General features: G+C 73.6%; 12 protein-coding genes. 6 read left to right on the forward strand and 6 right to left on the reverse strand.

Annotated elements, in window-relative coordinates; genetic code table 11:
- Window positions 1-8 precede the first annotated feature (8 nt).
- The 4 genes from amrb99_RS04550 to amrb99_RS04565 all read right to left on the reverse strand — a co-directional run bounded on the left by amrb99_RS04550 (window position 9) and on the right by amrb99_RS04565 (window position 4,038).
- The gene (locus amrb99_RS04550; RefSeq protein WP_190852610.1) at window positions 9-1,355 is read right to left on the reverse strand and encodes an HD-GYP domain-containing protein; all 1,347 of its coding nucleotides are present in this window, start codon (window positions 1,353-1,355) and stop codon (window positions 9-11) included.
- Window positions 1,356-2,035: 680 nt separating this feature from the next.
- The gene (locus amrb99_RS04555) at window positions 2,036-2,953 is read right to left on the reverse strand and encodes an NAD-dependent epimerase/dehydratase family protein (RefSeq protein WP_190852612.1); all 918 of its coding nucleotides are present in this window, start codon (window positions 2,951-2,953) and stop codon (window positions 2,036-2,038) included.
- 78 nt (window positions 2,954-3,031) lie between these two features.
- Complete coding sequence (rsrA, locus tag amrb99_RS04560; protein WP_151541342.1) at window positions 3,032-3,343, reverse strand: mycothiol system anti-sigma-R factor; 312 nt, start codon at window positions 3,341-3,343, stop codon at window positions 3,032-3,034.
- 89 nt (window positions 3,344-3,432) lie between these two features.
- The gene (locus tag amrb99_RS04565) at window positions 3,433-4,038 is read right to left on the reverse strand and encodes a sigma-70 family RNA polymerase sigma factor (protein ID WP_151541343.1); all 606 of its coding nucleotides are present in this window, start codon (window positions 4,036-4,038) and stop codon (window positions 3,433-3,435) included.
- Between the two features lie 444 nt (window positions 4,039-4,482).
- Between amrb99_RS04565 and amrb99_RS04570 the strand changes: the two genes are divergently transcribed.
- The gene (locus amrb99_RS04570; protein WP_190852615.1) at window positions 4,483-5,286 is read left to right on the forward strand and encodes a methyltransferase domain-containing protein; all 804 of its coding nucleotides are present in this window, start codon (window positions 4,483-4,485) and stop codon (window positions 5,284-5,286) included.
- A 21-nt stretch (window positions 5,287-5,307) separates the two neighbouring features.
- Here amrb99_RS04570 and amrb99_RS04575 read toward each other — a convergent pair whose 3' ends face one another.
- Window positions 5,308-5,640: a TraR/DksA C4-type zinc finger protein gene (locus amrb99_RS04575; protein ID WP_190852617.1), complete on the reverse strand. Its 333-nt coding sequence runs from the start codon at window positions 5,638-5,640 to the stop codon at window positions 5,308-5,310.
- Between the two features lie 103 nt (window positions 5,641-5,743).
- Window positions 5,744-6,592, reverse strand: coding sequence for an SOS response-associated peptidase (locus amrb99_RS04580; RefSeq protein ID WP_241755230.1), 849 nt, complete (start codon window positions 6,590-6,592; stop codon window positions 5,744-5,746).
- Here amrb99_RS04580 and amrb99_RS04585 point away from each other — a divergent pair.
- The 5 genes from amrb99_RS04585 (at window position 6,591) to aroA (ending at window position 12,015) form a co-directional block, all read left to right on the forward strand.
- Complete coding sequence (locus tag amrb99_RS04585; protein ID WP_190852619.1) at window positions 6,591-7,697, forward strand: DoxX family protein; 1,107 nt, start codon at window positions 6,591-6,593, stop codon at window positions 7,695-7,697. The genes amrb99_RS04580 and amrb99_RS04585 overlap by 2 nt on opposite strands.
- 297 nt (window positions 7,698-7,994) lie before the next feature.
- Window positions 7,995-8,486: a sigma-70 family RNA polymerase sigma factor gene (locus tag amrb99_RS04590; protein ID WP_347256542.1), complete on the forward strand. Its 492-nt coding sequence runs from the start codon at window positions 7,995-7,997 to the stop codon at window positions 8,484-8,486.
- 113 nt (window positions 8,487-8,599) lie between these two features.
- On the forward strand, window positions 8,600-9,937 hold the full coding sequence (gene tnpB / locus amrb99_RS04595; RefSeq protein WP_241755251.1) for an IS607 family element RNA-guided endonuclease TnpB: 1,338 nt from the start codon (window positions 8,600-8,602) through the stop codon (window positions 9,935-9,937).
- On the forward strand, window positions 9,934-10,635 hold the full coding sequence (locus amrb99_RS04600; protein WP_190852623.1) for a zf-HC2 domain-containing protein: 702 nt from the start codon (window positions 9,934-9,936) through the stop codon (window positions 10,633-10,635). The genes tnpB and amrb99_RS04600 overlap by 4 nt, the downstream gene beginning before the upstream one ends.
- 72 nt (window positions 10,636-10,707) lie before the next feature.
- Complete coding sequence (gene aroA / locus amrb99_RS04605) at window positions 10,708-12,015, forward strand: 3-phosphoshikimate 1-carboxyvinyltransferase (RefSeq protein ID WP_190852625.1); 1,308 nt, start codon at window positions 10,708-10,710, stop codon at window positions 12,013-12,015.
- Window positions 12,016-12,041 lie beyond the last annotated feature (26 nt).

Here is a 12,041-nt window from a genome sequence, read left to right on the forward strand (position 1 = left end):
AGGTCCCGTCACCGCCGTGCTTCGTCTCCGGCGACCCGCAGCGGCGCGCTCGGGTCGTCATGGTCCTGCTGGGTGGTCTCGACGACGTCGTCGTCCGGCAGCACGACGGGCCGCGGCGGCTCCCAGCCGTCCCGGTCCAGCGCGCGCAGGAACGCCTCCACCATCACCGGGTCGAAGTGGTCGCCCATGCCGCGGCGCAGCTCCGCGACGGCCTCCGCCACGGTGCGGGCCGCCCGGTAGGAGCGGGTCGAGGTCATCGAGTCGAACGCGTCCGCGACGGAGATGACCCGGGCGAACTCGGGGATCTCGTCGCCGGCCAGGCCCATCGGGTAGCCGCGGCCGTTCACCTTCTCGTGGTGGTGCATGATCCCGGCGAGCGCCTCGTCCAGGAACCCGATCTCGCGGACGATCTCCAGCCCGCGCATCGGGTGCAGCTGGATCGCGGCGAACTCCTCCTCGGTGAGGGAGCCGGACTTCTGCAGCACCTTCGTCGGGACGCCGAGCTTGCCGACGTCGTGCAGCATCCCCGCGTACCGGATCGCCTCGACCCGGTCGGCGCGCATCCCGATCTCCTGCGCGATCATCACCGAGCCGCGGGAGACCCGCTCGGAGTGGCCGCGGGTGTAGTAGTCCTTGGTCTCGACGGCCTGGCAGAGCGCGGCGAGGGTGGCGGCGTGCGCCTGCTGCTGCGCGTACGCCTGGTCCATCGCCCACCGGGCGATGAACAGCGGCAGCAGCACCAGCACGGCGGCGAAGGCGCCGATCCGCGGCCACAGCCCGGCGATCAGCAGCCCGACCATGCCGTAGCCGAGGCAGCCGACGGCGAGCTGGCCGCTCTCGTGCAGCAGCTCGCGCGGCGCGGCCTGCCGGGACAGCAGCAGCACGCCGGCCATCAGCAGCAGGTTCACCAGGACGAAGGTGACGAGGGCGCCGAGGAACGGGCCGATCACGTTCTCCACCCAGCGGGACTGCTCGGGGTGGAAGCGGTCACCGCCCAGCAGGTCGAAGACCGTGCCGGCGCAGAAGCCGCTGAGCGCGAACTGCGCGCCGTTGAAGGCGCGCTTCTCGGGCGCGAAGAACCGCTGCCCGGTGACCAGGGCGCTGAGGCCGAGCAGGGCCGCGCCGGCCGGGCCGAGGAGCACGACCCCCGCCAGGCTGGCGGCGAAGCTCAGCGAGACGCGGGCCCGCTCGACGTTCAGCCGGGCGGGCGCCGAGTCGCAGATGAGGAAGAGCAGGGCCAGCACGGCCAGCTTCGTCCAGTCCACCCCCGTGAAGGACGACGTGGCGATCACCGCGGCCGCGAGCGCGACCACCCCGCACACGTACGCCCAGGCAGCGAGAGGTAGTCCACGCATTGCCGCCCCTTAGGGAGTGACGAACGAGCGGGCCGCCGCCGGGATCGACCGTGCCTGCCGGCACTAGACCCAGGAAACGCCCTCGGGCATCATCAGCGACGATCCCGTGGCGTCCTGGCACCGGCCTCGTCCGGCCGGATTGCCGCACTCGAGCATGGCTTCCGCCTCCCCCCGTCGACCGGGTCCGGCCGGCGCGCGGCGCCGGCCCGCCGGAACCGCTCGGCCCGGTCTCCCAGGTCCGCACATACCCCGAATTCGGGGGCGTGCACCGCGTTCCCGTCGCTGATTTCGGCCCCAGCCTAACGCGAACTGCCCAGGTCACACAGGCATGCCGGGAATCGTGAGCAAAGCGTGAAGCAAGTGTCACTTTAAGTGATCAATTCCCGGGGATTAATGTACTCAGCGTACCCGCACAATGCCGCTGCACAATCTCAATGCACGTGCATCTGCAAATGGCATTCTTGAATCAGCCAGAATCGCCTCATCAATGGCACCAAGCCGCATTCCTCTACTCTCCGGCACGGATCCCAGCACGGGGCCACCGGTCGGGCGGTGCCGCCGGCCAACGGCACGGAGCGGCCGGTCGGGCGGTGCGGCGGTCGGGCGGTGCGGCCGGTCGGGTGGCGCGGCGGTCGGGCAGCGCGGCCCGGTCACGCGCGGTCCGGTCACGCGCGGTCCGGTCAGGCGGTGCGGGCGCGCGCCCAGGCGGCCGTTTCGGCGAGGCCGTCGGCGAGGCTCACCCGCGGCTCCCAGCCCAGCGCCTCCCGCGTCGGGCCCGGGTCCACCGCCATCGCGGGCAGGTCCCCGAGGCGCGGCGGCGCGAAGTCCGGCTCGTCCGGTGCGCCCACCGCGGCGGCGACGAGCGCGTGCAGGTCCCGGTCGGTCGTCTGGAGGCCCGTCCCGACGTTGAAGCGGCCGCCGCCGCCCGCCTCTCCCGTCGCGCGGGCGAACGCGTCCACCACGTCCAGGACGTACACGTAGTCGCGGGTCTGCCGACCGTCCCCGAACACCTTCGTGGGGCGGCCCGCCAGCAGCGCGTCGGTGAAGATCGAGATCACGCCGGCCTCGCCCTCGGGCGTCTGCCGCGGACCGTACACGTTCGCCAGCGTCAGCGTCGTGTAGTCGAGGCCGTGCAGCGCCTTGTACATCCCGGCGTACACCTCGCCGGTCACCTTCGAGGCCGCGTACGGCGACGCGGGGCGCAGCGGCGCGTCCGGCGGGACGGGCAGCGCGTCCGGCACCCCGTAGACCGCGCAGCTGGAGGTGAACACGACCTTGCGGCTGCCCGCCGCCCGCGCCGCCTCCAGCACGTTCGCCGTCCCGAGCGCGTTGACCCGCGCGTCGTGCAGCGGGTCGGCCACGCTGGCGCGCACGCTCACCTGCGCCGCCAGATGGCAGACGACCTCGGGGCGGCGCGCCGCCATCCGCTCGGCGAGCGCCGGGTCGGCCACGTCCATCCGCCACAGCTCGATGGCCGGGTTCCGGTTGGCCCCCGACGACAGGTCGTCCACGCCGACGACCTCGTGGCCGTCGGCGAGGAGCCGGTCGACGAGATGGGACCCGATGAAGCCGGCCGCGCCGGTGACGAGAGCGAGCACCCCAGCACGATACCCAGCCGCGGCGCTCCCGATCATGCGCGCCGCCGGGGCCCGGTCAGGCGGGCCCGGAAGGGCCGGTCAGGCGGACTCGGAGGCGCCGGTGCCGCCGGACGCGACGCCGCCGGACGCCTTGATCTCGCCGCAGATCTCCTCGATCCGGCCGAGCACCTTCGAGCGCAGCTCGGCCGGGGCCTGCTCGCACCCGCAGGACTTGTTCACGATCTTCTTGACGGCCTCTTCCAAGCCGTACTCGCGCAGGCAGGGCCCGCACTCGTCGAGGTGCTCGCGCACCTCGCCGCAGCCGCCCTGGTCGAGTTCGCCGTCAAGGTAGGTGTAGACGCGCGCGAGGACCTCTTCGCAGGACGTCTCGTGGTGGTCGCCACAGCTCATGGCTCACGCACCCCTCTCGCTCACCGCGCCGCGCCCGGCCGCGGTGTCCGGCATGTCGCTCCGCTCTACGCGTCCGGCGCTCCCCCGGCTCATGCCGGCCCCCCGGTGGCGCGCGTCAGCCCGCGGTCCTGAGCGTAGTCCTCCAGCATCCCGCGCAGCTGCCGGCGGCCCCGGTGCAGCCGCGACATCACCGTGCCGATGGGCGTGCCCATGATGTCGGCGATCTCCTTGTAGGCGAAGCCCTCGACGTCGGCGAGGTAGACGGCGATGCGGAACTCCTCGGGCAGCTCCTGCAGCGCCCGCTTCACGTCGGAGTCGGGCAGGTGCTCAAGCGCCTCCGCCTCGGCGGACTTCAGGCCGCTCGAGGTGTGCGACTCGGCGCGCGCGAGCTGCCAGTCCTCGATCTCCTCGGTCGCGGACTGCTGCGGCTGGCGCTGCCTCTTGCGGTAGGAGTTGATGAACGTGTTGGTCAGGATGCGGTACAGCCACGCCTTGAGGTTGGTGCCTTCCTTGAACTGGTGGAAGGACGCGAACGCCTTGGCGAAGGTCTCCTGTACGAGATCCTCGGCGTCCGCCGGGTTGCGCGTCATGCGCAGCGCGGCCGAGTACAGCTGGTCCAAGAACGGGAGCACGTCGCGCTGGAACCGCTCCTGGCGCTGCTCAACGGTCTCCGTGGTGCCCGGTACCTGACCCACCCCCTTGACTGTGGCGCCCTTGGCCTTGGCCGGCCTGGTGGCGTCGTATCCCACAGACGATATCGGGCCGCGCTGCCTCATCACGCCCTTGGGGGCGCGCGCGCCGCCGGGCGGGGACACTACCCCCGCGCCGCGCGGGTAATCGGCAACGGCTGTGGTCATCGGCCTGCACCTCCGCTGTGTGCTCGTCCATCGCCTCGCCCGCGAGCGCGGACAAGGCGTCCGTCCGGTCGTGCCGCGACACGTGTGCGGACGGTTATGAGACGGTGCAACGCCGGGACGCGCCCGCCGATTCCCCGACCGGGAGCCGCACGCGGAAAAGATTCCGGACGTCCCCGAGCGGACCGGGCCACCCCGCACGGCCTGCACGGAGGGTGATGACCGGGCCCTGACGGGGAAAGAACTGACGTACACGGCGAGAACAGGAGCAAACCGTTGCTACCGGTGCCGGCGCGACCTCCCGAGCCCACCATCGCCAGCCTGCGCGACTCCCCCACGGAGGGCGACGCCCTGGCGCGCTACTGGAGGTTCTACTGGGCGGTGGCCGACGCGCAGCTGGCGCGCTGGCTGCCGCGCAGGCCGTCGCGCCTCCTGGACATCTCCGGCGATCACGGGCGGTGCGCCGAGCGCGCCGCGGAGGCCGGCCACACGGTCGTCGAGGTCCGCGACCCGCTGCTGGAGCGCCGCACGGCCGGCGCGCTCGCGGCCGGGACGTCCGGCGACGGGGCCTCCGGGCCGGGCCCCGCGACGACCAAGGTCCTCGGCGACTCGGGCTCGCTCGCCTTCCTCGGCGCCGCGTCCATGGACGCGGTCCTCGCCGAGAACCGGGTGCTGTCGCGGCACCTGGCCACCGAGGAGACCATCGCGGAGATCGCGCGGGTGCTGCGGCCCGGCGGGCGCGTGCTGCTGTGCGTGGACTCGCTGACGCTCGGGATGGCGCTGCTGGCCGAGCAGAGCCACTGGGCGCACCTGTCGGACGTGCCGAGCGCGGAGGTCGTCCTGGTGCCGTGGCCGGACGGGACGATCACCCGCTGCTTCGGCGCCGACCAGCTCCGCGAGCTGCTCGCCGAGGTGGGGCTGGAGGTCTCCTGGATCAGGCCGCGCACGGCGCTGTCCCCGTCGACGGTGGAGCACGTGCTGTCCTCGTCGCCGGACGCGCTGCCGCGCCTCGTCCGGACCGAGCTGAACGCCCCGCCCGGGGACGAGTCCCTGGGTTTCCACCTCCTGGCGAGCGCCAGGCGCCTCTAGGACGGCCCCTGAGGCCCGTTCCTACCGTCCGCGGCGGTCGTACCGGGCCTGGCACCGCACGCACCTGGCGGCGTCGGGACGGGCCTCCAGGCGCCCTTCCGGGACCGGGTCCCCGCAGCCCACGCACCGGCCGTAGGAGCCGGCGGCGACGCGGTCGAGGGCGGCCTGGACGGCGGCGCGGTGCCGGCGGAGGGAGTCGAGCGCGGCCTCGACCCGGTCGCGGTCGGAAAGGCCGGAGCCGGCGTCCGCCGCGGAATGGTCGCGCTCCGGGCTCTCCCCCCGCAGAATGGCGATGGAACGATCCAGATCCTCGACCATCGCCTCCAGTCGGGAACGGGCTGCGGCTGCGTCCACGAGGTCCGAACTCCTCCCGGTGGGGGTCTCCGGGCAAAGCCCTCCGGCGAACGGGAGGCCCGGTTCCGGCCGCCGGAACCGGGAGGGGCCGGGGCGGCGGCGGTCAGAACAGCGCGCCGGAATGGTTGTCGGAACTATCCCCATCACTGGACGGTTCTATGAGTTCCGGCCCGTTGTTTTTCACGCTGTTGACCGCTTTCGACACGGGATAGGCGTCCATCGTGCCGGTCATCGCGGGAACCAGCAGACCGCGCACCCCGTCCGGGTCGGTCAGCTCGGGATCGAGCCAGGCGTCCCACTGGTCGGGCCGGACGACCATCGGCATCCGGTCGTGGATCCGGCCGAGGTCGTCGGGCGCGTCGGTGGTGATCACCGTGCACGTCCACAGCCAGTCGGCGTCCTCCTCGTCGCGCGGCTTCCACAGCTCGTAAAGCCCCGCCATCGCCATGACCCCGCCGTCCTTGGGACGGATGAAGAACGGCTGCTTCCGCGGCTTCTTCTTCGCCTTCTTCTCTCCGTCCGCCGGGTCGTCGGCGTCCTGGAGCGTGTACCACTCGAAGTAGCCGTCGGCGGGCAGCAGGCAGCGCCGCCGGGCGAACGCGCGGCGGTAGGACGGCTTCTCGTGGACGGTCTCGACCCGCGCGTTGATCATGCGGGAGCCGATCGACAGGTCCTTCGCCCAGGACGGGACGAGGCCCCAGCGCAGCGTCCGGAGCTGCCGCACCGCCTCCTCGTCCTCCGGGGCGTCCTTCGGCCGCCGGCTGAGGACCGCCGGGACCTGCTTCGTCGGGGCGACGTTGTAGTCGGGCTGGATCTCCCCGCCGGCCGCGTCGACCTGCACCTGGAACTCGTCCAGGAGCTCCTGACGCGCGCGGGTGGTGGCATATCGACCGCACATGGTCCCCATCCTGCCGCGCTTGAGGCGCATCGTGGCGGGCATGTAGCGGGTCATGCGACCCATCGAGACCCTGGCCCGCCCCCTGGTGGCGGCCCCGTTCATCATGACCGGTCTGGAGGCGGTCCGCGATCCGCGCCCGCGCGCCGAGCAGGTCGGGCCTTCGGTGAAACCGATCGCCGACCGGATCGACTGGATGCCGAAGGACCCCGAGACCCTCGTCCGGATCGAGGGCGCGATCAGCGTCGGGACCGGTGCGCTGCTGGTCATGGGCAAGTTCCGGCGGCTGACGACGCTGCTGCTCGCCGCCCAGATGGTGCCCGCGCTGGCGACCGAGCACCGCTACTGGACCGAGGACGACCCGGACCGCCGCGCCGAAGAGCGCTCCCACCTGCTGAAGAACGCCGCGCTGTTCGGCGCGCTGCTGATCTCGGCGACCGAGCCCCGGCGTCCCCCGCGCCTCGCCGAGCTGCGCCGCGCCGCGCGCGAGTCCCAGATCAGGGCGGGCGCCGAGACCAAGGCCATGCGCCGCGAGGCCGCGGTGACGCTGCGGGAGGCCCGCCGCGAGGCGGCCCGGCAGGTCCGGGTGGCCCGCGCCGAGGGCGGCCGGAAGGCCGCGAGGCGGGCCGCGAAGGCGGCGAAGACCGGCGGCGGCGGTGGCGCGCTGCTCGGCGCGAAGCTGGGCAAGGCGTCCGCCAAGGCCGGGAAGGCGTCGGGCAGGGCGTCCGGGATGATGGCGCAGGCCGGCAAGTCCATCAAGGCCGGCGCGGCGACGCAGGCCGCGAAGGCGGCGAAGTCGGGCCGGGGCGGCGGTGCCGCGTTCGGGATGAAGCTCGGCCGGGCGTCCGGGAGGGCCTCCGGCCGGGGCGGCGCGCTGCTGGGCGGGCTGAAGCTCGGCAAGGCGTCCAAGAAGGGCGGCAGGCTCGGGCTGCTGGGCGGCAAGGCCGCCGGGCGGGCCGGGAAGGCGCAGGGCATCGCGTCCCAGGCCGGCAAGACGGTGAAGGCGCAGACCGCCGCGCAGGCCGCGCGCGCCGCGAAGGCCGGCAAGTCGGTCAAGGCGGGCACCGCGACGCAGGCGGCGAAGGCCGCGAAGGCGGGCCGGACCGTCGGGACCGGCACGGCGGTGCAGGCCGGCAAGGTGCTGCAGGCCGTCAAGCACTGAGCCCGCGCCCCCCGGACGCCCCACCCCGGCGATGCCGGACCCGGGCCCGCGCGGGAGCCGGCCTGGTGCCGGTTTCCCGAAGCGAGCCTTAACGCGGCCTCAAATCCGTTGAACCGCGCACCGGGTCGCCCGCGTACTGCCTGGTGACCGCCCGCTACCTGGGTCCTTCGACCGACACGGAGACGCCCGGCCATGGCAGCACCCGGATCGACCCGCCGGACCGGCGGCCTGCGGAGCCTGCTCCGCAGGCCGGGTCCGGGCGGCGGACCGCCCCCCGCGCCGGCCGGCGAGCAGCTGGTGGCGGAGCTGTACCGGGAGTACCAGCGGCCGCTGATGTCGTTCGTGCTGCGGCTGACCGGCGGCGACCGGCAGTGGGCGGAGGACGTCGCGCAGGAGACGATGATCCGGGCGTGGCGGAGCGCGGACCGGCTGGACGTCCGCTCGACCTCGCTGATGCCCTGGCTGGCCACCGTGGCGCGGCGTATCGTGATCGACGACCGTCGGCACCGCGACGTCCGGCCGCCCGAGGTCGGCGACGCCCCCCTGGAGAACCTCCCGATGGCGGACGAGATGGACGCCCTGCTGCGCAAGGTCGTGGTGACCGAGGCGCTGGCCTCGCTGTCGCCCGCGCACCGGCAGGCGCTGACCGAGACGGTCCTGCGCGACCGGACGGTGAACCAGGCGGCCGAGCACCTCGGGATCCCCGTGGGGACGGTGAAGTCCCGGGTGTACTACGCGCTTCGCGCACTGCGCGTCGCCCTGGAGGAGAGGGGGGTGCGGGACAGATGACCGAAATGCGGACGAACGCGCGCGTCTGCGCGTATGCGTCATCCGAGCCTCGCCGTCGCCAAGGCACCTTCGCCAGGGTTTTGTCGGCGGCCCCGATTACGGTACGGGCTGTGATGGTGACGCAGGCGTACCGGTTCGCGCTGGACCCCACTTCCCGGCAGGAGCGGGGGTTGCGGTCGCATGCGGGGGCAGCGCGGTTCGCGTGGAACTGGGGTCTGGCCGCCTGCCGGGACCGCTACGACGCTGAGGGCAAGTGGTGGTCGGGCGCCGAGTTGCACCGGTTGTGGAACCGGGAGAAGAAGTCCGATCCGGGCCTCGGGTGGTGGAGCGAGAACTCCAAGTGCGTGTACCAGGAGGCGTTCCGCGACCTCGACCGGGCGTTGCGGGAGTTCGTCCGGTCCCGAAAGGGCGTTCGCAAGGGCCGCCGTCTGGGGTTTCCCCGGTTCAAGAAGCGCGGACGGTGCCGTGATTCGTTCCGATTCGGCGCCGGTGCGATGCGCTGCAGCGGCCGGACGGTGACGCTTCCGCGCCTGGGCACGATCCACACGCACGAGTCCACCCGCAAGCTGGCCCGCCGTCTGGAGAACGGGACGGCGCGGATCCTGTCGGCCACGGTGTCGCGGACCGCGCACCGCTGGTACGTCTCCTTCACCGTCCAACTCGACCGCATCGTCGCCGAGCGGCACGTCCGGCCGGGCAGTGCGGTGGGCGTCGATCTCGGAGTGACGACGCTGCTGACCGCTGTGGACGACCATGGCCGCGTGACCCAGATCGCCGGGCCGAAGGCGCTGCGGACCGGGTTGCGCAAACTGCGGCGGCTCGGCAAGGCCCACTCGCGTAAACAGCGCGGCTCAACCAACCGTGCCAAGGCCGCCAAGCGGCTCGCCCGCCACCACGCCCGCGTCGCCGACATCCGCGCGGATGCCCTGCACAAGGCCACCACGCATCTGGCCGCCCGGTACGAAACCGTGGTGGTCGAGGACCTCAACGTCCCCGGGATGATCGCCAACCGGCGGCTCGCCCGCGCCGTGGCCGACCAGGGTTTCGGAGCCGCGCGGCGGATGCTGGAGTACAAGACCGGCTGGAACGGCGGCCGTCTGGTCGTGGCCGATCGGTGGTTCCCCTCGTCCAAGACCTGCTCGGGCTGCGGCGGGCGAAAGCCAAGCCTGTCGCTGTCCGAGCGGACCTTCCGGTGCGACGCCTGCGGCCTGACCTTGGACCGCGATGTCAACGCCGCGATCAACCTGCGTGACCTCGCCGCCAGTGGGGCGGAGAAGCGAAACGCCTGTGGAGGCGCTGTAAGACCCGGCCTTGCCGGGCAACCGCCCGCGAAGCAGGAACCCGGCGGCCGCGAACGCGGGCATGACCGGGGCCGCCGCCGTGCAAGCGGCGGCTACCCGAACAGCGGATGCCCGCATCCGCTCACGTTCCAGGTAACGGTGACCTCATGAGTTCGCAGGTCGAGCACACCGATGTCGGCGCCTACGCGCTCGGGCTCCTCGAAGCCGACGATCGGCGGGCCTTCGAGGCGCATCTGGCGGGGTGCGGCGTCTGCCGCGCCGAGCTGCGCGAGATGGGCGGGCTGGCGGAGGCGCTCTCCGGGATCGATCCGGCGGAGGCCGAGCCCCCCGGGGAACCCGCGAGGCCGCCCGCGCCGGTGATCGACATGGTCCGGCGCAAGCAGGCGCGGGACCGGCGGACGCGGCGCGTCGCGTACGGGGCGGGCGCGGCGGCGGCAGCGGCGCTGGTGGCGATCGGGGTGGGCGTCGGGACGACGCTGGGCGACGACGAGGGCAAGCCCCGGCCGCAGCCGCAGCCCCAGGCGATCGTCGGCGAGCGGCACCAGGCGACGGACGCGCGGACCGGCGCGTCCGGCACCGTCGGCCTGGTGGACAAGAAGTGGGGCACGCAGGTGACGTTCGAGCTGACCCACGTCAAGGGCCCGCTGAGGTGCCATCTGGAGGCGGTGTCGACGTCGGGGGCGCGGTCGGTCGTCGGCGGCTGGCGCGTTCCCGAGCCCGGGTACGGCGTCGCCGGGTCGCCGAAGCCGCTCGCGATGCAGGGCGCGACCGCGCTGTCGCGCAGCGAGATCAGCCGCTTCCAGGTCGTGGTGGACGGCGGGGGGACGCTGCTCACCATCCCGCTCTGACCCGCGAGGTGTCCCGGTCCGGCCCGCGAAAACGTTCGCGCCGCCCCCGCGGCCGCCCGATAACCTTGGGGCATGCCCTCTCCGCACTGGAACGCCCCGGTCGCCGACGGCCCGGTCGACGCCACGGTCCGGCTGCCCGGCTCCAAGTCGATGACGAACCGGGCGCTGATCCTCGCGGCGCTCGCCGAGGACCCGGTGTGCATCACCCGGCCGCTGCACAGCCGCGACACCGAACTCATGGCGGACGCGCTGCGCGCGCTCGGCGCGAGCATCGGGGAGGACTCGAAGGCGGTCGCCGGCGGGTCGTCGCCCCACGCTGATGCCGACTGGCAGACCGTGCCGCAGGAGCTGCGCGGCCCGGCCCGGGTGGACACCGGGCTCGCCGGGACGGTGATGCGGTTCGTCCCGCCCGTCGCGGCGCTCGCCGCGGGCGAGGTCTCCATCGACGGCGACCCCTACGCCCGCAAGCGGCCGATGGGCCCGATCATCACCGCGCTGCGCGCGCTCGGCGTCGCCATCGACGACGGCGGGCGCGGCGCGCTGCCCTTCACCGTGCACGGGACCGGCGCGGTCGACGGCGGGCCGGTCACGATCGACGCGTCCGGGTCGTCGCAGCTGGTGTCCGGGCTGCTGCTGGCCGCGCCGCGGTTCGGCAAGGGCGTGGAGGTCCGGCACGAGGGGCCGCCGGTGCCGTCCGCGCCGCACCTGGCGATGACCGTCCGGATGCTCCGCGACCGCGGTGTGGCGGTCGAGACGGACACCGACGTCTGGCGGGTCGCGCCGGGTCCCGTTCGCGGCGGCGAGTGGCTGATCGAGCCCGACCTGTCCAACGCCGCCCAGTTCCTGGCCGCCGCGCTCGTCACCGGCGGGCGCGTCACCGTGCCGGACTGGCCGTCGGACACCACCCAGCCCGGCGACGCGCTCCGCGATCTCCTCGCCCGGATGGGCGCGGACGTGGCGCCCGGCCCGGACGGGCTGACCGTCCGGGGGGACGGCGGGTTCGGCGGGCTGGAGGCCGACCTGCACGACGTCGGCGAGCTGACCCCGGTGCTGGCGGCGCTCGCGGCGCTGGCCGACGGCCCGTCCCGGCTGACCGGGATCGCGCACCTGCGCGGCCACGAGACCGACCGGCTGGCGGCGCTCGTCACGGAGATCAACGGGCTGGGCGGGGACGTCCGGGAGCTGCCGGACGGCCTGGAGATCCGGCCGCGCCCGCTGCACGGCGGCGTCTTCCGCACCTACGACGACCACCGGATGGTGATGGCGGCGGCGGTGCTGGGGCTGGCCGTCCCGGGCGTGGAGGTGGAGAATCCCGCCACGGTGGGCAAGACACTTCCAGGCTTCACGGAGCTGTGGGCGTCGATGCTGGCGTCCGCCTGAGAGCGGCGCCGGCCGGAGAACGGAGA

It is taken from the genome of Actinomadura sp. RB99, from assembly GCF_014706005.1.
In the GTDB taxonomy this organism is placed as follows: domain Bacteria; phylum Actinomycetota; class Actinomycetes; order Streptosporangiales; family Streptosporangiaceae; genus Spirillospora.

Excerpts from the sequence above, each read along its gene's own strand:
- amrb99_RS04550 (WP_190852610.1), bottom strand. The coding sequence starts at position 1,355 with ATGCGTGGACTACCTCTCGCTGCCTGGGCGTACGTGTGCGGGGTGGTC.
- rsrA (WP_151541342.1), bottom strand. The coding sequence starts at position 3,343 with ATGAGCTGTGGCGACCACCACGAGACGTCCTGCGAAGAGGTCCTCGCG.
- amrb99_RS04585 (WP_190852619.1), top strand. The coding sequence starts at position 6,591 with ATGCGACCCATCGAGACCCTGGCCCGCCCCCTGGTGGCGGCCCCGTTC.
- amrb99_RS04580 (WP_241755230.1), bottom strand. The coding sequence starts at position 6,592 with ATGACCCGCTACATGCCCGCCACGATGCGCCTCAAGCGCGGCAGGATG.
- tnpB (WP_241755251.1), top strand. The coding sequence starts at position 8,600 with ATGGTGACGCAGGCGTACCGGTTCGCGCTGGACCCCACTTCCCGGCAG.
- amrb99_RS04600 (WP_190852623.1), top strand. The coding sequence starts at position 9,934 with ATGAGTTCGCAGGTCGAGCACACCGATGTCGGCGCCTACGCGCTCGGG.
- aroA (WP_190852625.1), top strand. The coding sequence starts at position 10,708 with ATGCCCTCTCCGCACTGGAACGCCCCGGTCGCCGACGGCCCGGTCGAC.